Source organism: Streptomyces sp. NPDC101227, from assembly GCF_044767545.1.
In the GTDB taxonomy this organism is placed as follows: Bacteria; Actinomycetota; Actinomycetes; order Streptomycetales; family Streptomycetaceae; genus Streptomyces.
In genome coordinates, this window is sequence record NZ_JBIWOD010000004.1 from 520,221 (window position 1) to 537,812 (window position 17,592).

19 protein-coding genes are annotated in these 17,592 nt (G+C 69.5%); 7 read left to right on the forward strand and 12 right to left on the reverse strand.

Going from position 1 to position 17,592, the window contains the following annotated elements; translation table 11 throughout:
* Window positions 1-236: 236 nt before the first annotated feature.
* From ACIRPT_RS11990 to ACIRPT_RS12010, 5 genes are all read right to left on the reverse strand, one after another.
* Entirely contained in the window at window positions 237-1,586 is a 1,350-nt protein-coding gene (locus tag ACIRPT_RS11990) for a dicarboxylate/amino acid:cation symporter (protein ID WP_403825659.1), read from the reverse strand.
* Between the two features lie 382 nt (window positions 1,587-1,968).
* Window positions 1,969-2,256 carry a DUF4229 domain-containing protein gene (locus ACIRPT_RS11995; protein WP_403825661.1) on the reverse strand — a complete coding sequence of 96 codons (288 nt, stop codon included), beginning with the start codon at window positions 2,254-2,256 and terminating at the stop codon, window positions 1,969-1,971.
* Between the two features lie 158 nt (window positions 2,257-2,414).
* Window positions 2,415-2,939: a GNAT family N-acetyltransferase gene (locus ACIRPT_RS12000; protein WP_403825664.1), complete on the reverse strand. Its 525-nt coding sequence runs from the start codon at window positions 2,937-2,939 to the stop codon at window positions 2,415-2,417.
* A gap of 45 nt (window positions 2,940-2,984) precedes the next feature.
* Window positions 2,985-4,148 (reverse strand): aminofutalosine synthase MqnE, encoded by a 1,164-nt coding sequence (gene mqnE, locus ACIRPT_RS12005; protein ID WP_403506046.1) that lies wholly within the window; start codon window positions 4,146-4,148, stop codon window positions 2,985-2,987.
* 168 nt (window positions 4,149-4,316) lie between these two features.
* Window positions 4,317-4,775: an Lrp/AsnC family transcriptional regulator gene (locus tag ACIRPT_RS12010; RefSeq protein ID WP_403505901.1), complete on the reverse strand. Its 459-nt coding sequence runs from the start codon at window positions 4,773-4,775 to the stop codon at window positions 4,317-4,319.
* Between the two features lie 131 nt (window positions 4,776-4,906).
* Between ACIRPT_RS12010 and ACIRPT_RS12015 the strand changes: the two genes are divergently transcribed.
* Window positions 4,907-5,038 (forward strand): hypothetical protein, encoded by a 132-nt coding sequence (locus ACIRPT_RS12015; protein WP_403825668.1) that lies wholly within the window; start codon window positions 4,907-4,909, stop codon window positions 5,036-5,038.
* Between the two features lie 6 nt (window positions 5,039-5,044).
* Here the strand turns inward: ACIRPT_RS12015 and ACIRPT_RS12020 are convergent, their stop codons facing one another.
* Entirely contained in the window at window positions 5,045-5,767 is a 723-nt protein-coding gene (locus ACIRPT_RS12020; RefSeq protein ID WP_403825671.1) for a UbiX family flavin prenyltransferase, read from the reverse strand.
* A gap of 182 nt (window positions 5,768-5,949) precedes the next feature.
* On the opposite strand from ACIRPT_RS12020, the gene ACIRPT_RS12025 reads away from it, so the two are divergent.
* Both ACIRPT_RS12025 and ACIRPT_RS12030 read left to right on the forward strand, forming a co-directional pair.
* Window positions 5,950-6,543 carry a rhomboid family intramembrane serine protease gene (locus tag ACIRPT_RS12025; RefSeq protein ID WP_403505909.1) on the forward strand — a complete coding sequence of 198 codons (594 nt, stop codon included), beginning with the start codon at window positions 5,950-5,952 and terminating at the stop codon, window positions 6,541-6,543.
* Window positions 6,544-6,635: 92 nt separating this feature from the next.
* A complete protein-coding gene (locus ACIRPT_RS12030) occupies window positions 6,636-7,214 on the forward strand; it encodes a DUF4870 domain-containing protein (RefSeq protein ID WP_403825674.1) in 579 nt (192 codons plus the stop codon).
* 61 nt (window positions 7,215-7,275) lie between these two features.
* Here ACIRPT_RS12030 and mqnP read toward each other — a convergent pair whose 3' ends face one another.
* Both mqnP and ACIRPT_RS12040 read right to left on the reverse strand, forming a co-directional pair.
* Window positions 7,276-8,181 (reverse strand): menaquinone biosynthesis prenyltransferase MqnP, encoded by a 906-nt coding sequence (mqnP, locus tag ACIRPT_RS12035; RefSeq protein WP_403825677.1) that lies wholly within the window; start codon window positions 8,179-8,181, stop codon window positions 7,276-7,278.
* A complete protein-coding gene (locus ACIRPT_RS12040) occupies window positions 8,178-9,635 on the reverse strand; it encodes a menaquinone biosynthesis decarboxylase (protein WP_403505918.1) in 1,458 nt (485 codons plus the stop codon). The genes mqnP and ACIRPT_RS12040 overlap by 4 nt, the downstream gene beginning before the upstream one ends.
* An 87-nt stretch (window positions 9,636-9,722) precedes the next feature.
* Here ACIRPT_RS12040 and ACIRPT_RS12045 point away from each other — a divergent pair, with 87 nt between their 5' ends.
* The 4 genes from ACIRPT_RS12045 (at window position 9,723) to ACIRPT_RS12060 (ending at window position 13,138) form a co-directional block, all read left to right on the forward strand.
* Window positions 9,723-10,187, forward strand: a complete 465-nt coding sequence (locus ACIRPT_RS12045) for a PLD nuclease N-terminal domain-containing protein (RefSeq protein WP_403825681.1) — start codon at window positions 9,723-9,725, stop codon at window positions 10,185-10,187.
* Between the two features lie 68 nt (window positions 10,188-10,255).
* Window positions 10,256-10,819 (forward strand): nucleoside deaminase, encoded by a 564-nt coding sequence (locus ACIRPT_RS12050; protein ID WP_403505923.1) that lies wholly within the window; start codon window positions 10,256-10,258, stop codon window positions 10,817-10,819.
* A 64-nt stretch (window positions 10,820-10,883) separates the two neighbouring features.
* A complete protein-coding gene (locus tag ACIRPT_RS12055; protein ID WP_403825686.1) occupies window positions 10,884-11,498 on the forward strand; it encodes a DUF4291 domain-containing protein in 615 nt (204 codons plus the stop codon).
* A gap of 212 nt (window positions 11,499-11,710) precedes the next feature.
* On the forward strand, window positions 11,711-13,138 hold the full coding sequence (locus tag ACIRPT_RS12060) for an alkaline phosphatase family protein (protein WP_403505926.1): 1,428 nt from the start codon (window positions 11,711-11,713) through the stop codon (window positions 13,136-13,138).
* Window positions 13,139-13,236: 98 nt separating this feature from the next.
* Here ACIRPT_RS12060 and ccsB read toward each other — a convergent pair whose 3' ends face one another.
* Genes ccsB through ACIRPT_RS12080 form a run of 4 tightly spaced genes read right to left on the reverse strand, consistent with a single transcriptional unit; the run spans window position 13,237 to window position 17,556 of the window.
* Entirely contained in the window at window positions 13,237-14,325 is a 1,089-nt protein-coding gene (gene ccsB, locus ACIRPT_RS12065) for a c-type cytochrome biogenesis protein CcsB (protein ID WP_403825689.1), read from the reverse strand.
* A complete protein-coding gene (locus ACIRPT_RS12070; RefSeq protein ID WP_403825692.1) occupies window positions 14,322-16,178 on the reverse strand; it encodes a cytochrome c biogenesis protein ResB in 1,857 nt (618 codons plus the stop codon). The genes ccsB and ACIRPT_RS12070 overlap by 4 nt, the downstream gene beginning before the upstream one ends.
* 3 nt (window positions 16,179-16,181) lie before the next feature.
* A complete protein-coding gene (locus tag ACIRPT_RS12075; RefSeq protein ID WP_403825695.1) occupies window positions 16,182-16,943 on the reverse strand; it encodes a cytochrome c biogenesis CcdA family protein in 762 nt (253 codons plus the stop codon).
* A gap of 4 nt (window positions 16,944-16,947) precedes the next feature.
* Window positions 16,948-17,556 (reverse strand): TlpA family protein disulfide reductase, encoded by a 609-nt coding sequence (locus ACIRPT_RS12080; RefSeq protein WP_403825698.1) that lies wholly within the window; start codon window positions 17,554-17,556, stop codon window positions 16,948-16,950.
* Window positions 17,557-17,592: the final 36 nt, after the last annotated feature.

Below are 17,592 nucleotides of genomic sequence, written 5' to 3' on the forward strand. Positions count from 1 at the left end.
CAGGTGCTCGCGGATCGCGCGGCGCTCGACATCTTCGCGAACGGTGCTTGCCGGTGGACCCCGGGGCTGCGGTGGTGCCCTGGCCGGCCTGGCTCCGGCCGTTCCGCCGCCGGCTGACGTCGCTCCGTCGATGAGTTCGTCAGCCCACTTACCACGGCCTTCTCATGGGGCAGCGCACACAGATGTGCCCCGACCTTGCGGGGAAGGTCGGGGCACATTTGCGGAGCAAGCTCGGGCTAGGCGGCGGCCGTCGCGGGGATCTTTTCGTCCGCGTCAACGGCAGCGTCCGCACCTGCGTCCGCGTCGAGGCTGATGCTCTTGGCGGCGTTGTAGGCGTCCCGGTCGAGGATGCGCTCGCGGGCGGCCACGATCACCGGGATCACCGCTTGTCCGGCCACGTTCGTCGCCGTACGCATCATGTCCAGGATCGGGTCGATGGCCATCAGCAGGCCGACGCCTTCCAGGGGCAGGCCCAGGGTGGAGAGGGTCAGCGTCAGCATGACCGTCGCGCCGGTCAGGCCGGCGGTGGCGGCAGAGCCGATGACGGAGACGAAGGCGATGAGGATGTAGTCGCCGATGCTCAGGTGGACGTCGAAGATCTGGGCGATGAAGATCGCGGCGATCGCCGGGTAGATGGAGGCGCAGCCGTCCATCTTGGTCGTCGAGCCGAACGGCACCGCGAAGGAGGTGTACTCGCGCGGCACGCCGAGGCGCTCGGTGACCTTCTGGGTGACCGGCATGGTGCCGACCGAGGAGCGGGAGACGAAGGCCAGCTGGATGGCGGGCCAGGCGCCGCGGAAGAACTGCAGCGGGTTGACCTTGGCGACGGTCGAGAGCAGCAGCGGGTAGACGCCGAAGAGGACGATCGCGCAGCCGACGTAGATGTCGACGGTGAAGGTCGCGTACTTGCCGATCAGGTTCCAGCCGTAGGTGGCGATGGCGTTGCCGATGAGGCCGACGGTGCCGATCGGGGCGAGGCGGATGACCCACCACAGGGCCTTCTGGAGCAGTTCGAGGACCGAGCGGCTGATGTTCAGGACCGGCTCGGCCTTCTCGCCGAGCTGGAGGGCCGCGATGCCGGCGACGGCCGCCATGAAGACGATCTGCAGGACGTTCAGCTCGGTGAACGGCGTGATGATGTCGGTGGGGACGATGCCGGTCAGGAAGTCGATCCAGGAGCCGGCGTGGTCCGGGAGCTTGCCGTCCTTGGGGGTCAGGCCGGTGCCCGCGCCGGGGTTGGTGAGCAGGCCGATGGCCAGGCCGATCGCCACGGCGATCAGCGAGGTGGCCATGAACCACAGCAGGGTGCGGGTGGCGAGCCGGGCGGCGTTGTTGACCTGACGCAGGTTGGTGATCGACACCAGGATGGCGAAGAAGACCAGCGGGGCGACGGCCAGCTTCAGCAGCTGGACGAAGAGATCGCCGATGTGCTGGAGCGTGGACGTCAGCCAGCCGACGTCACCGCTCTTGGCGACCCAGCCGAGCAGCACGCCGAGGGCGAGGCCGGCCAGGATCTGGACCCAGAAGGGGATCTTGGGTATTCGGGAGGACTTGGGTGCTGCCGGGGCAGACGGGGACGAGGACAACGGACACACTCCGGTGAGGGCGAAAAGTCTTCGGGGACGGCGTGCAGAAGGCGCCAGGAGGTCCGTGCTGTCAGGATCTCCGGCCGCTGGATGACGTGGTGGTCAGCGGCGGCAACAGGCCGCGGACATACAGCGGCAAAGATCGACGTGCAGGCGCGCCACGAGCGGAACGCTCATGGGGAACGGGGGCGCGGCTGCTGTCTTCATGAAAAACACGTTAACACTTGAACTTTGAGGAACCCAAAGAAAATCTTTGGGTCGGGGAGGCGGCGGTGAGGTGCGCCGCAAGGGGTGAAAAGGGAGCAAAACGCGGCAGGCGCCCGGTAGTTGGATTCTTCCCAACTGCCGGGCGCCTGCCGCGCAGAGCCTGGTGTGAGGCGTCTTACACGCCGTCCTCCTGGCTGCGGTTGGCCGAGAGGCGCTCGCGCTGGCGGTCCACCTTGGCCACGATCTGCTCGGACATGGCATCCCGCTGCTTACGCAGCAGCACGAAGCTGAGCGGCGCGGAGATCACGATGGCCAGCAGGAGCAGCCAGATGAAGTTGGAGCTGCCGACGCCGAGCGGAATGATCCGGAAGTAGGCCAGCACCCACACCACGGCGAACGAGGCGATGAAAAGGCCGATGCGAAGGGCGGTGTAGCGGAGCGTGGCGAACTGGGGGCTACTCACGGACGGGACCTTCTTCTCAACGGCAACCTAAAGGGTCTCCTGCCAGTGAAGCACAACGGCCGAGGCGATCTTCCGCGCCCCCGTCGCCGCCCCGCACCGCCCGTCCCCGCTCCGCGGTCCGCTCCCCCCGTACCCTCCGCTCGCTCCGCCCACGGCCCCTATGCCAGCTCGAGCCACATCGTGACGTCGTCCCGCAGGTCCCCCTCCGCGACCTTGATCGCGCCCGGGACCCGGCCCACTTCCTTGTAGCCGCACGAGACGTAGAAACGGGAGATGCCCGTGCCGCCCCGGCAGGTGAGGCGGATGCCGCCTATGCCGTCGAGGGTGCGGGCGGCGTCGGCGACCGCGGACATCAGGGCGCGGCCGGTGCCCCGGCCCTGGAGGGCGGGGTGGACCATCACGGTGTAGACCCACAGCCAGTGCCGCATCAGTCGGTGGCTGTTGAGGGTGAGGAAGGCCGTGGCCAGAACGCGGCCCTCCGGGTCGCGGCCGACGACCAGGCGCTCGCGGCCCTCGGCCATGGCCGTCAGATGCCGGAGCAGATCGGGGCGGATGTCCTCGGCGGTCACCGGGGGCACGAAGCCCACGGCCCCGCCGGCATTGGAGACATCCGCCCACAATGCGCAGATCCCGTCACGGAGTTCCGGGGTGACGGAGGGGTCCAGGTCGAAGCGCACGTCCATGACCCGGACCCTAACGCCCGCCACTGACAGTCGTCCGCGACCTGGTCAGAGGCGCATCGGCTGCGGGGCCTCGCGGCGGTCCGGGTCCGGGCCCGGGTACTCGCGGATGGCCTCGTAGCGGGTGTTGCGCTCGATGGGGCGGAAGCCGGCGTCGCGGATCAGGTCGAGCAGATCGTCACGGGTGAGCTTGTTCGGCGTGCCGTAGTTGTCCGCGTCGTGCGTGATCTTGTACTCGACGACCGAGCCGTCCATGTCGTCCGCGCCGTGCTGCAGCGCGAGCTGGGTGGTCTGCAGGCCGTGCATCACCCAGAAGCACTTGATGTGCTGGACGTTGTCGAAGAGGAGGCGGGAGACCGCGAAGGTCTTGAGGGCCTCGGCGCCGCTGGCCATGGTCGTACGGGCCTGGAGCTTGTTGCGGACCTTGCCGTCCTGCATGTCGACGAAGTCGTGCTGGTAGCGCAGCGGGATGAAGACCTGGAAGCCGCCGGTCTCGTCCTGGAGCTCACGCAGCCGCAGAACGTGGTCGACCCGGTGGCGGGGCTCCTCGATGTGCCCGTAGAGCATCGTCGAGGGGGTCTTGAGGCCCTTTTCGTGGGCGAGGCGGTGGATGCGCGACCAGTCTTCCCAGTGGGTGCGGTGGTCGACGATGTGCTGCCGGACCTCCCAGTCGAAGATCTCGGCGCCGCCGCCGGTCAGCGACTCCAGGCCGGCCTCGATCAGCTCGTCGAGGATCTCGGAGGCGGTGAGGCCGGAGATGGTCTCGAAGTGGTGGATCTCGGTGGCGGTGAAGGCCTTGAGGGAGACCTGCGGGAGGGCTTCCTTGAGGGCCTTGAGGGAGCGCGGGTAGTAGCGCCAGGGGAGGGTGGGGTGCAGACCGTTGACGATGTGCAGCTCGGTGAGGTTCTCGCCCTCCATCGCCTTGGCGAGGCGGACGGCCTCCTCGATGCGCATCGTGTACGCGTCCTTCTCGCCCGGCTTGCGCTGGAAGGAGCAGTACGCGCACGACGCGGTGCACACGTTGGTCATGTTGAGGTGGCGGTTGACGTTGAAGTGCACGACGTCGCCGTTCTTGCGCGTCCGCACCTCGTGGGCGAGGCCGCCCAGCCATGCCAGGTCGTCGGACTCGTAGAGGGCGATACCGTCCTCGCGGGTCAGCCGCTCTCCGGCGTGGACCTTCGCCTCCAGCTCGCGCTTGAGGCCCGCATCCATAGATGCAGCCATCCCGTCGCCTCCCAGTATCTCTGCCGTATCCGTGCCGCTTCGGTGCCTCTCGGTGCCGAAAAAACGGCTTCGACGAGCCTACTCCCCCGTTTTCCGGGCGGACGGAGGCCCCTTGGCGCGCCCGTCCGCCCGCGCTCGCGGACCGGTTCCGGGCGCTTACTCAACCTCTTCGGGCAGCTCGCCGACGCGGTTCTCCCACTTGGTGGAGAGCACGATCGTGGTCCGCGTGCGGGAGACGCCCCGGGTGCCGGACAGCCGGCGGATGGTGCGCTCCAGGCCGTCCACGTCGCCCACCCGCACCTTGAGCATGTACGAGTCGTCGCCGGCGATGAACCAGCAGTCCTCGATCTCGGCGAGGTCCTTGAGCCGGCGCGCCACGTCCTCGTGGTCGGCGGCGTCCGACAGGGAGATGCCGACGAGCGCGGTGACGCCGAGCCCGAGGGAGGCGGCGTCGACCGTGGCGCGGTAGCCGGTGATCACCCCGGCCGCCTCGAGACGGTTGATCCGGTCCGTGACGCTGGGCCCGGAGAGGCCCACGAGCCGGCCGAGCTCGGCGTACGAGGCCCTGCCGTTCTCGCGAAGTGCCTGGATGAGCTGCCTATCCACCGCGTCCATGCCCTCAAGCCTTCCAATCTTTACGCATTTTCGAGTTCTGCATGTAGAATCTAAGGCATACAGGGCCTCATGCCCTGTGATTCTTTCGAATCTTCCGACGATCAGCGACGATCTTCACAGGAGTTGTCACCGTGTACTCGATCGAGATGGCCTACGCCCGCATGCGCGAGCTGCAGGACCAGGCCAATCGTTCACGTGCCTACAAGCAAGCCGCCCCGCGGTCCCGGCGCCTCTTCGGCCGCGCCGCCGCCAAGAAGCGCTAGACACAGCTAGGACGGGTCCGGGGCCTCCTCCTTGGAGCCTCCCCGCAGCTCCCCCTCCCAGCGCCGGTACAGACCGTGCGGCACCTCTGCCGCATCGAGCACCCGGCCCGCGACGAAGTCCACCAGATCCTGGATGTGCGTCGCCCCCGCGTAAAACGCCGGCGAGGCGGGCAGCACCACGGCGCCCGCCTCGTCCAGCGCGACCAGATGCTTCAGCGTAGGTCCGTTCAGCGGAGTCTCCCGCACCGTGACCACCAGCCGGCGCCGCTCCTTGAGCGTCACGCTCGCCACCCGCTGGAGCAGATCCTTCGAGAGTCCGAGCGCCACCCCGGCCACACACGCCGTGCTCGCCGGGACGATCAGCATCCCCTTGACGGGATACGAACCGGAGGACGGGCCGGCCGCCAGATCACCGGCCGGCCAGTACCGCACATCCGCCAGCGACTCCTCCGTCACCGGAAATGTCTCCGGCTTCCCGTCCGCCCCGAGCGCCAGCCATTCCCGCAGGTCAGTGCGCCAATGCGCGTCCCGGAAGGCGATGCCGGTCTCGTCCAGCAGCGTCAGCCGCGACGCCCGGCTGACGATGAGATCCACCGCCTCGCCCGCCGCGAGCAGCCCGCGCAGCACGGACGCCGCATACGGCGTTCCGGACGCGCCGGAGATCCCCACGACCCACGGACGGCGGCGGCCGGGATCCTGCTTACTGGTGTTGTTGTGCGGCGGCTCCACACCATCGAGCCTATCCGGCGGAACCACCGACCCCGTCACGGCCGTTCTTACCTGTGCGCCCCTCGCGCGGCCCCGCCGAGGGGCGCCCGCCGGGGGATACGCCCCGGGGGAAGCGCCCCGGGACGAGACCCGGGACGGGACCCGGGCACGAAACCCGGAGACGGGAAAGGACGGCCGGAGTGATGACAGCCCGCGCGAAGCCGGCGATCTGCCTGATGCTGGGCTGGGTCGCCCTGCTCTGGGTGCTCGAAGGCGTCGATTTCGTCACCGGGAACGCCCTGGACGCCTTCGGCATACAGCCGCGCGATCCCGCCGAGCTGATCGATGTGGTGCCCGCCGCCTTCCTCCACTTCGGCTTCGCCCATCTCGCGGCCAACACCCTGCCGCTGCTGCTCCTCGGCTTCGTCGCCGCGCTACGCACGGGCATCCGCCGCTTCCTTGCCGTCGTCCTGCTGGTGATCCTCACCAGCGGCATCGGCGTCTGGCTGACCGCCGCGTCCGGCAGCAACACCGCGGGCGCCTCCGGCGTCATCTTCGGCCTCTTCGGCTATCTCCTGCTGCGCGGCTTCATCGAGCGCAAGGCGCTCGACATCGGCATCGGGGTGCTGGTCGGCGCGGTGTACGGCTCCATCATCTGGGGCGCGCTGCCGACCGACAGCCAGATCAGCTGGCAGGGGCATCTGTTCGGGCTGATCGGCGGCGTCGTGGCGGCCTTCGTCCTGCGCGAACGCCCCCGTTCGCTGACCGCCGGAACGCCTGTCCGACCCGTCCCGTAGTCTCGGATGAACGGGACCCGCGCGCTGCCAGGGCCAGTTGACGCCATGGCAGCGGCGGGCGGCAACCGCAGCAACCACGGGGTGAGCAGACGATGTCCGACTACTACCAGTCCGGTTACGGGCCGCACGCCACAGGGCCACAGCAGCCGTACGGTCAGCAGCCGTCCTACGGCTACCCGCCGGGCCCCGGCTATCAGCAGCCCGTCGCCGGCTACGGCCCCCAGCAGCCCGCGCCCCCGACGGGCCCCGCGATGTGGGCCCACCTCGGTGCGCTGCTGACCGTCACCGTGGGCTCGGGCCTCTGCTGCGGCCTGGGCGGCTTCCTCGGCTGGGTCGCCCCGCTGTCGATCCGCAACAACGTCCGTCACCAGCAGAACCCCTACGTCCGCCACCACGCCACCCAGGCGATGAACTTCGGCTTCACCCAGGCGATAGTGGCGGTCCTCGGCGTGGTGCTGTACTTCGGCAGCGCCTTCATCTTCGCGGCGGCCGCGAACGACGCCCAGCGCGAAGGTCCTGGCCTGGCTGTCCCGGTGCTGACCGTGATGGGCATCATGGTCGCGTACGCGCTGGCCGGCATGGTCTGCGCCATCATCGGCACGGTGAAGGCGAACAGCGGCGAGCTGTGGACCTATCCCCGGCTGATCGCCTGGCCGATGGCCAAGGTCTGATTTCCCCCGCGGCCGTCGGGACCCCGACGGCCGCAGCGCCTTTCCTGCGGCCGTCGGGCCGTCAGACCGTCAAGCCTCGGACCAGCAGATCCAGCAGCGCGCAGACGAACAGCGCCATGCCGATGAAGCCGTTGACCGTGAAGAAGGCACGGTTGAGCCGGGACAGGTCGTGCGGGCGCACGATGGTGTGCTCGTAGAGGAAGGCCGCGGCCACGATCACCAGACCGGCCCAGAAGAAGATCCCGGCACCGGTGGCCAGCGCGTACCAGACCAGCAGCGCCGTGGTGACGGCGTGGCTGGCGCGGGCGCCGTGCAGCGCCGCCGGGATACCGAAGCGGGCCGGCACGGACTTCACGCCGTGCGCCCGGTCGGCCTGGACGTCCTGGCAGCCGAAGATCAGGTCGAAGCCGCCGATCCAGACGCCGACCGCGAGGCCGAGGATGACCGCGTCCCACGACCAGGTCCCGCTGATCGCGATCCAGGCGCCGACCGGCCCCATCGCCTGCGCGAGGCCGAGGATCGCGTGCGGGAAGTTGGTGAAGCGCTTGCCGTAGGGATAGACGACCATCGGGATCACGGCGATGGGGGCGAGGGCCAGGCACAGCGGGTTGAGCAGCGCGGCCGCGCCCAGGAAGATCACCACGGCGATCAGCGCGCCGGTCCAGGCGGACTTCACCGTGACCGCGCCGGTGACCAGCTCGCGGCTCGCGGTGCGCGGGTTCCGGGCGTCGATCTCGCGGTCGATGATGCGGTTGCAGGCCATCGCGAAGGTGCGCAGCCCGACCATGGCGACGGTGACCAGCAGCAGCTTGGCCCAGTGGATGTTCTTGTCCCACTGGAACATCGCGGTCAGCGAGGCGATATAGGCGAAGGGCAGCGCGAAGACCGAGTGCTCGATCATCACCAGGCGGAGGAAGGCTTTGGTGCGGCCCGGCTGCTGCGGGACCGCGGCGGCCGAGGCGGTCACAGTCCGTACTCCTTCCAGCGGCGGTCGACCAGGGCGGCCGTCGGCGGGTCGGACTCGACCATGTTCGGCCACCCCCCATCACGCGTATAGCCCTCCTCGGGCCACTTCTTCGTCGCGTCGATGCCCGCCTTGCCGCCCCAGAACTGCTGGTAGGAGGCGTGGTCGAGATGGTCGACGGGGCCCTCGACGACGGTCAGGTCGCGGGCGTAGTCCGTATTGCCGAGCGCCCGCCAAGAGACCTCGTGGAGGTTGTGGACATCGCAGTCGGCGTCCACCACCACGATCAGCTTGGTCAGCGACATCATGTGCGCGCCCCAGATGGCGTGCATGACCTTCTGCGCGTGCTTGGGGTACTTCTTGTCGATCGAGACGATCGCGCAGTTGTGGAAGCCGCCGGACTCGGGGAGGTGGTAATCCACGATGTCCGGGACGATGATCTTGAGGAGGGGGAGGAAGAATCGCTCCGTCGCGCGGCCCAGCGGACCGTCCTCCGTCGGCGGGCGGCCCACCACGATCGACTGGAGCAACGGGCGCTTGCGCATCGTCACGCAGTCGATCTTCAGCGCGGGGAACGGCTCCTGCGGCGTGTAGAAGCCGGTGTGGTCGCCGAACGGGCCCTCGGGCAGCATCTCCCCGGGCTCCAGCCAGCCCTCCAGTACGACCTCGGCGTTCGCCGGGACCTGGAGCGGGACGGTCTTGCAGTCGACCATCTCGATCCGCTTGCCCTGGACGAAGCCCGCGAAGAGGTATTCGTCGATATCGCCGGGCAGCGGCGCGGTCGAGGCGTAGGTGACGGCCGGCGGGCAGCCGAAGGCGATCGCGACCGGCAGCCGCTCGCCGCGCTTGGCGGCGACCTGGTAGTGGTTGCGGCTGTCCTTGTGGATCTGCCAGTGCATGCCGATGGTGCGCTGGTCGTGACGCTGGAGGCGGTACAGGCCCAGATTGCGTACGCCCGTCTCGGGGTGCTTGGTGTGCGTCAGGCCCAGGTTGAAGAAGGAGCCGCCGTCCTCGGGCCAGGTGAACAGCGCCGGGAGCCGGTCGAGGTCGACGTCGTCGCCCTGGAGCACGACCTCCTGGACCGGGGCGCTCTCGCCCTTCACCTTCTTCGGCGGGACGTGCGTCATCCCGGCGAGCTTGCCGAACGCCTCCCGCACCCCGACGAAGCCCTGCGGCAGCTCCGGCTTGAGCAGTCCGGCGATCTTGTCGCTGATGTCGCCGTACGCCTTCAGGCCGAGCGCCTTGAGGAGACGGCGGTCCGTGCCGTACACATTCATGGCCAGCGGCATCGACGATCCGCGCACGTTCTCGAAGAGCAGCGCCGGTCCGCCGGACTTCTGCACCCGGTCCACGATCTCGCCGACTTCCAGATACGGGTCGACCTCGGCCTTGATGCGCTTGAGGTCGCCCTCGCGCTCCAGGGCCCGCAGCAGGGAGCGAAGATCGTCGTAAGCCATGCGCTCCAGTATCCGGTACGCACTACCCTGTACGGGTCACCGGGCCCCGCCGTGGGCCCGCCGTCGTATGCAGGGGGACGTTCCGCAATGCTCAGGTATCTGCCGTTTCTTCTGGTCCTGGCACTGTGGATCTACGCGTTCATCGACTGCGTCAACACCCCCGAATCGCAGGTGCGCGGCCTGCCCAAGGTGGTGTGGGTGATCATCATCCTGCTCTTCGGAGAGGTGCTGATCGGCCCGATCGCCTGGCTGGCGGCGGGCAAGCAGCGGCATCCGGTGGCGGGCGGCGGCGGCAGCACGCCCGCGGAGTGGCACCGCAACCACAGCAGAAAGAAGTGGATCGCGCCGGACGACAATCCCGAGTTCCTCAGGGCTCTCAAGGAAGAGAACAAGAAGGACGAGTCCCTGCTCAAGGACTGGGAGGCCGATCTGCGCCGCCGCGAGGAGGAGCTGCGGCGCAAGGAAGGCCACGGGGCGAGCCAGGCGGAGGCCCGTAAGGAAGGCGAGGCCGGGAACGGCCCCGAGGAGACCCCGCCGGCCGCCAAGGGCTGAACACTTCCGCCCGTACTTCGCCCGTTCGCACGTTGCCGGGCCGCGGCCGAGCGAGGAGAGTTGCGGTCATGGACCAGGCACCGGATCAGGGGCGCGCTCAGGACTGGGCGGCCGACCGCGACGCATTCCGGCTGCACGGCAGCGTCGACGGCCATATCGACCCGCACGGGCATCCTGACCACGTCCAGGAGCAGGCCCGCGCGATGCTGGCGACGGCGGTCGCCGAGGCGCGGGCGGGGCTGGCCGAAGGCGGGATTCCGATCGGGGCGGCGCTGTACGGGCCGGACGGGGCGCTGCTGGGCCGGGGGCGCAACCGCCGGGTCCAGGACGACGACCCGTCGATGCACGCCGAGACCGCGGCCTTCCGCGCGGCCGGGCGGCAGCGCAGCTACCGCGGTACGACGATGGTCACCACCCTCTCCCCCTGCTGGTACTGCAGCGGCCTGGTGCGCCAGTTCGGGATCTCGCGGGTGGTGATCGGCGAGGCCCGTACCTTCCACGGCGGGCACGACTGGCTGGCGCGGCACGGCGTGCGGATCGTGCTGCTGGACGACCCCGCGTGCGCGGCGATGATGCGGGACTTCATCGGGGCGCATCCGGCCCTGTGGCACGAGGACATCGGGGACGAGTAGCCGGCCGGTGCCCGGGGCGGAATCCGGTGGCCCCCGGGGCTGCCGTCCGCCAGGATGAGCCACGATGAACACCGCACCCCCTGCCCCCGAACCCCTCCGCCGGATCCGGGCGCTGCACACCGAACGGACCGTCACCGTCTATCAGGCGTACGCCCCGGCGCTGGGTGTCCCGGCCGCCCGGGACGGCCGGTTCCCCGCGGCCTGGAAGCGCGAGCGGATGACGTGGATCAAGCCGTCGTTCCTGTGGATGATGTACCGCTGCGGCTGGGGCGCCAAGGAGAGCCAGGAGACCGTGCTCGCCATCGAGATCGACCGGGCCGGCTTCGACTGGGCGCTGGGCAACGCCTGCCTGTCGCACTACGACGCCGCCGAGCACGCGGACCGGGCGGCCTGGACGCGGCAGTTGAAGGCCTCGCCGGCCCGGGTGCAGTGGGACCCGGAGCGCGATCTGCAGCTGGCGGCGCTGCCGTACCGGTCGCTGCAGCTGGGGCTCGCGGGGGAAGCCTCGCGGCGGTACGCGGACGAGTGGACGGTGTCGATCACGGACGTCACACCGCTGGCCCAGGAGATCCGTGCGCTGGTGCGCGCCGGCGAGGGTGCGGCGGCCGCCGCGCTGCTGCCGCAGGAGCGTCCCTACCCGGCACCTGGGGGAACTCCGGGCCTGAGCCGCGTGTCCTGACACGACGTCATAAACGCGTAGTTTGCGCCACGGGGGGTCCGCTGCGCCCTGCTTCGCGTGGCGTATGAGACGTAGCGGCAACCCGCCAACTCGCGCCTGTTAACAGCCAATTGACAACCCTTCAGCCACCTCCCCCTGCCCGGGAATCCGGGCCGCCGCCACAGTCGGGTCGGCCCCCCGAGGCCGCACGCGACTCAGGGAGAGTGGCACATATGCCCGACATGACCCGACGCAGACTCCTCGGCTCCGCCGCCGGCGCGATCGGTGGCGGAGCCGCGCTGTCGCTGCTGCCGCCCAGCGTCCAAAAGGCCGTCGCCGCCGGACCCCCACGTCACGGCTCGCTCCAGGACATCGAGCATGTCGTCATGCTCATGCAGGAGAACCGGTCGTTCGACCACTACTTCGGCACCCTGCGCGGCGTCCGCGGCTTCGCCGACCCGGACGCCCTCACCCTGCCCGGCGGCCGGTCCGTCTTCCACCAGCCGGACGCGGAGAACCCGGACGGCTATCTGCTGCCGTTCCGCCTCAACACCCACACCTCCAGCGCGCAGGCCATCCCGTCCACCAGTCACGCCTGGTCGGTCCAGCACGAGGCGTGGAACGCCGGAAAGATGGACCGCTGGCTGCCCGCGCACCGTAAGGCCGACGGGATCAACGGTCCCTATGTGATGGGCTACCACACCCGCGAGGACATCCCCTTCCAGTTCGCCCTCGCCGAGGCGTTCACCCTCTGCGACAACTACTTCTGCTCGGTCCTCGGCCCCACCTGGCCCAACCGCCTCTACTGGATGACCGGCACCATCGACCCCGGCGGTACCCGGGGCGGCCCGGTCCTCAACAACACCGCGCCCAAGCCGTACCGCTGGACGACGTACGCGGAGCGGCTGGAGGCGGCCGGCATCAGCTGGAAGGTGTACCAGGAGGAGGACGACTACGGCTGCAATCTGCTGGAGCAGTTCCAGACGTTCCGGGACGCCAAGCCGGGCGAGCCGCTGTACGAGCGCGGGATGCGGCCGCAGCCGGCCGGGACCTTCGAGGACGACGCCCGCAATGACCGGCTGCCGGCCGTCTCGTGGCTGATCCCCACCAGCGACCAGTCGGAGCACCCGGACTATCTGCCGGCCGCCGGCGCCGACTACGTGGCGAAGAAGATCGAGGCCATCGCGTCGAACCCGGCGGTGTGGCGCAAGACCGTCTTCATCCTGAATTACGACGAGAACGACGGTCTGTTCGACCATGTGCCGCCGCCGGTGCCGCCCGCCGGAACGAAGGACGAGTTCGTCCAGGGCCTGCCGATCGGCGGCGGCTTCCGCGTCCCGTGCCTGATCGTCTCTCCCTGGACGGTCGGCGGCTGGGCCGCGGGCGATGCCTTCGACCACACCTCGGTGCTGCAGTTCCTGGAGCGCTTCACCGGCGTCCAGGAGCCCAACATCAGCGACTGGCGGCGCTCCGCGTTCGGCGATCTGACCTCCGCGTTCGGCTTCCGGAATGCGGCGCGGCGCCCGCCGCGGCTGCCGGACGACACCGCCGACCAGCTGGCCGACGCGCAGTGGGAGGTGGCGCATCTGCCGAAGCCGACGCTGCCGGGGGCGGGCCAGCAGCTGCCCCACCAGGAGCGCGGGCGGCGCAGGCGGCGCTGAACGGGCCCGCCCCGACGACGGTGCCGTACGGGTCCGGGCTCAGGGCGAGCCCGGTTCCGTACGGCACCAGGGTGTGACCGGTGTGACCGGTCGGGCGCTCAGACTCCGGCGTAGGAGTGCAGGCCGGTGACGAAGATGTTCACGCCGTAGTAGTTGAACAGGTAGCAGGTGAACGCGATCAGGCCCAGCACGGCGGCCTTGCGGCCCTTCCAGCCGGCCGTGGCGCGGGCGTGCAGATAGCAGGCGTAGGCGACCCAGGTGATGAAGGACCAGACCTCCTTGGGGTCCCAGCCCCAGTAGCGGCCCCAGGCGGCCTCGGCCCAGATGGCGCCCGCGATGATGGTGAACGTCCACAGCGGGAAGACGGTGGCGTTGACGCGGTAGGCGAACTTGTCCAGCGAGGCCGCCGAGGGCAGCCGCTCCAGGACGGAGGCGGCGAACGCGCCGGGCTGCTTGAGCGCCGGGTCGGCGAGCTTGGCCTCGTAGCGGTCGCGGAAGAGGAAGAGCAGCGTGGCGACCGCGCCCAGGTAGAGCGCCGCGCCGGAGATGATCGCGCAGCTGACGTGGATCCACAGCCAGTACGAGTGCAGCGCGGGCACCAGCTGGTCGCTGGCGGTGTAGAGCACCGAGACGGCCAGCCCGAGGTCGAGCAGGACGGTGGTGACCAGGGGCAGGCCGATCCAGCGGACGTTCTTCTTCAGCACGAGAAGGAGCAGGTAGAAGAAGACCGCGACGGCCGCGAACGTGGTGGAGAACTCGTACATGTTGCCCCAGGGGGCGCGCTGTACGGACAGGGCGCGGGTGATGACGCCGCCCACGTGCAGCGCCCAGGCCAGGACGGTCAGCGAGATCGCGATCCGGCCGTAGAGGTCGCCCTTTTCGGTGCCGCCGTGGGCGCCGGGCCCGTCGGGGACGTCACGGCTGCCGGCCGCGGCCTTGGTGATGATCTTCGGGCGCTCCAGTACGGCGGTGCCGCCGCCCTTCTGCGCCGCCGCGACGGAGACGCTCGCGGGCGCCTTGGCCTCGGCGGTGAGGGCCGCGGCGGTGCGGCCGACCTTGCTGCGGCTGCCGAACACCCACTCGGCCATGTGGGCGAGGAAGGCGAGGGTGTAGACGGCCATCGCCGAATACACCAGCAGATTGCTGTTGTGAGCCAGTGTCTCGTTGGCTGCGGCAGCGAGGTTCACGCGCGCGCTCCTTCGGAGGGATCAGCAGGATCGGCAGAGTCGGTGGGCTCCGTCGGGTCTTGGTCGGGCGCCTCGGCCGTGGGTTCCGTACCGGACTCCGGCCCGGCGTCGGGGGCGAGCGGCGCGTCGGGCCCCAGCGCCACGGCGAGATCGCCGAGCTCCTCCGGAAGCCGGGGCGACTCGCTGCGGCCCAGGCCCGCCATCTCGACGACGGTGACCCCGTCGGCCCCCCGCTCGGCCCGGATCCACACCCGGCGCCGCTGGATGAACAGCGATCCGGCCAGGCCCAGCAGCGCGCACACCGCGCCGGTCAGCGCGAGGCCGTTGCCGGACTGGTGGGTGATCTTGAAGCTGGCCCAGCTCTTGACGCCCTCGAAGGTGATGGAGCCCTGGCCGCCCGGCAGCTGCATCGTGCTGTCGGCCTCGACGTCCTTCTTCGTCAGGCCGCCCTTGATGCCGGCGTGCTGCTTCGACTGCTTGGCCAGACGGTCCTTGGGCATCAGCATCTTCTTGAAGATGTTGCCCTTGGCGTCCTTGTACTGCTTCATCCGCTTGGTGTCGAGCTGGTAGACGTTCTGCGACAGACCGGAGTCGACGCCCAGATCGCCGTGCCAGGCGTTGACCGCCAGTACGGGGAAGTCCAGCGCCGGGAACTGCGAGAACATCGACCCGGAGTTCTTGCCGCCGAACGTCGGTACGAACAGCCCGTTGAAGCCGAGCTGATTGCGCTTGCCGTCCTTGGTCTGCGCGCCCGGCACCTTGACCACACCGGTCGAGGTGAAGTTCTTTGGGTCCTGCGGGAGGAAGGGCACCGCGCCGTGGTAGACGACCTTGCCGCGGCCGTCCTTGACGGAGACCACCGGCGAGTAGCCGTGCGAGAGCAGATAGACCTTGCTGCCCGCGATGTCGAGCGGGGTGTTCACCTCGATCGCGGTCCGGTGCTCCTTGCCGTCCGCGCCGCTGAAGTAGCTGATGTCCGCGCGGAAGATCCGCGGGGTGCCCTTCTGCGGCCCGGTCCGCTCATAGGTCGCCTCGAACTTCTTCAGCGTGAAGCCGAAGGGCTCCATGGTGTCGGTGTCGAAGAACGGGCCGGACTTGAAGTCGTCGTACTGGACGAGGCTGTTGGCGAAGCCGTCGCCCTCGGTGATCAGCTTGCCGCCCTCGGACTTCCACAGGCTGCCCACGGCGAATGCCACCAGCATCACGATCAGCGCGATGTGGAAGACGAGGTTGCCGACCTCCCGCAGATAGCCCTTCTCGGCGGCGACCGCGGTGCCGGTCCGGTGCGCGCGGAACCGGCGCTTCTTCAGCATCCGCTGCGCCGCCCCGAGGACCGCCTCGGGCTCGGCATCCGTGCGCCAGGTCGTGTACGCGGGCAGCCGGGTCAGCCGGCGGGGGGCGGCCGGCGGGCGGCCGCTGAGCTGGCCGACGAACTGCCAGGTGCGCGGGATGATGCAGCCGATCAGCGAGATGAACAGCAGCAGATAGATCGCCGAGAACCACACCGAGCTGTAGACGTGGAACATCCCCAGCTTGTCGTAGATCGCGCCGAGGGTGTCGTGCTCGGTCTTGAACTGCTCGACCTTGACCGGGTCGATGCTGATCTGCGGAATCAGCGAGCCGGGAATGGCGCCGATGGAGAGCAGGAAGAGCAGCAGCAGCGCCACCCGCATGGAGGTCAGCTGCCGCCAGAACCAGCGCGCCCAGCCGAGGGGGCCGAGCGAGGGGAAGCTGATGTCTTCCTTGGGCGCCGTGGAGAGCTGGGATCCGGCGGCGCCGAGATCGCCGCCCGCGTCGGGGGCGGCCGGTGCGCCGGTGTCCGGCTCGCGGGGGCTGCCGGTCTTCGTGGCCATCAATCAGATCCCAACATTGAAGCTGTTCGTCCAGCCCTGGAGCTGGGACATCAGGCCGTCCCAGGCGCCGGTGACGAGGAGGACGCCGAGCACGATCATCATGCCGCCGCCGGCCCGCATCACCCACAGGTAGTGCCGCTTGACCCAGCCGAACGCACCGAGCACCCGGCGGAAGGCCAGTGCCAGGGCGATGAACGGCAGGCCCAGGCCCAGACAGTAGGCGACGGTGAGCAGGGCGCCCCGCCCGGCACTCGCATCGCTGAACGCCAGGGCGCTGACGGTGGCGAGGGTGGGGCCCATGCACGGCGTCCAGCCGACGCCGAAGAGCACCCCGAGCACCGGCGCGCCGACCAGCCCCATGGTGGGCTTCTTGTGGAAGCGCAGCTCGCGCTGGCCGAAGCGCTTGAGGACGCCCGCGAACGCGAGGCCGAGCAGGATCATCAGCACCCCGAGGACCTGCGAGATGGTGCCCCGGTATTCCTGAAGGGTTTTGCCGAAGTATCCGAAGAGCGCGCCGCCGGAGACGAAGACGGCGGTGAAGCCGAGGACGAACAGCGAGGCGCCGGCCAGCATCCGGCCGCGTTTGGCTTCGCCGAGGTCGGTGCCGGTGACGCCGGTCACATACGACATATAGCCGGGGACCAGCGGCAGCACGCAGGGGGAGAAGAAGGAGACGAGGCCGGCGAACAGTGCGATGGGGGCGGCGGCGAGCAGGGTTCCGGAGACGACCGGGTCCTCCGCGGCCTTGGCGGCGAGCTCGATCACGGGGTCACTTCTCGGCAATCAGCGGGTCGATCAACTTGCGCAGATCGCCCTTGGTGAGCGGACCGAGCGAGCGGGCGGCGATCTTGCCGTGCCGGTCGATGACGATGGTCGAGGGGACCGACTGCGGGTTCAGGCTGCCCGGGGGGAAGCGCAGCAGCAGTTTGCCCTTGGGGTCGTACAGGCTCGGGTACGGCATCTTGTGCTGTTCCTCGAAGTTGACGGCCTGCACCACTTCCGCGTCACGGGTGTTGATCCCGACGAACTGCACGCCCTTGGCCTTGGTCTCGTCCGCGACCTTCGCGAAGTTCGGCGCCTCCGCGATGCACGGGCCGCACCAGGATCCCCAGACGTTGAGGACGACGACCTTGCCCTTGTAGCCGGCGACGTCCAGCGCCTTGCCGGCGGTGGTCTTCCCGGACAGATCGGGCGCCGGTTGCCGGTCGGCCTTCGGCACCGTGGCGATGCCGTTCTTGCCCTGCACGAACCGGGTCTGGGCGGAGCCGCCGGACGTGCCCTCGGCGCAGGCACTCAGCGCGAGCGATGCCGCCGCGGCCCCCGCGGCGAACAGGGCGATACGGCGGCGACTGGTGCGGCGTGGACGGCAGGCACTCATGTGAAAAGTTTCGCATGGGCCGATTCCGGATCTTCC

Excerpts from the sequence above, each read along its gene's own strand:
- ACIRPT_RS12070 (WP_403825692.1), bottom strand. The coding sequence starts at position 16,178 with ATGGCCACGAAGACCGGCAGCCCCCGCGAGCCGGACACCGGCGCACCG.
- ACIRPT_RS12000 (WP_403825664.1), bottom strand. The coding sequence starts at position 2,939 with ATGGACGTGCGCTTCGACCTGGACCCCTCCGTCACCCCGGAACTCCGT.
- ACIRPT_RS12055 (WP_403825686.1), top strand. The coding sequence starts at position 10,884 with ATGAACACCGCACCCCCTGCCCCCGAACCCCTCCGCCGGATCCGGGCG.
- ACIRPT_RS12080 (WP_403825698.1), bottom strand. The coding sequence starts at position 17,556 with ATGAGTGCCTGCCGTCCACGCCGCACCAGTCGCCGCCGTATCGCCCTG.
- ACIRPT_RS12060 (WP_403505926.1), top strand. The coding sequence starts at position 11,711 with ATGCCCGACATGACCCGACGCAGACTCCTCGGCTCCGCCGCCGGCGCG.
- ACIRPT_RS12010 (WP_403505901.1), bottom strand. The coding sequence starts at position 4,775 with ATGGACGCGGTGGATAGGCAGCTCATCCAGGCACTTCGCGAGAACGGC.
- ACIRPT_RS12025 (WP_403505909.1), top strand. The coding sequence starts at position 5,950 with ATGACAGCCCGCGCGAAGCCGGCGATCTGCCTGATGCTGGGCTGGGTC.
- ACIRPT_RS12050 (WP_403505923.1), top strand. The coding sequence starts at position 10,256 with ATGGACCAGGCACCGGATCAGGGGCGCGCTCAGGACTGGGCGGCCGAC.
- mqnE (WP_403506046.1), bottom strand. The coding sequence starts at position 4,148 with ATGGATGCGGGCCTCAAGCGCGAGCTGGAGGCGAAGGTCCACGCCGGA.
- ACIRPT_RS12040 (WP_403505918.1), bottom strand. The coding sequence starts at position 9,635 with ATGGCTTACGACGATCTTCGCTCCCTGCTGCGGGCCCTGGAGCGCGAG.
- ACIRPT_RS12030 (WP_403825674.1), top strand. The coding sequence starts at position 6,636 with ATGTCCGACTACTACCAGTCCGGTTACGGGCCGCACGCCACAGGGCCA.
- ACIRPT_RS12045 (WP_403825681.1), top strand. The coding sequence starts at position 9,723 with ATGCTCAGGTATCTGCCGTTTCTTCTGGTCCTGGCACTGTGGATCTAC.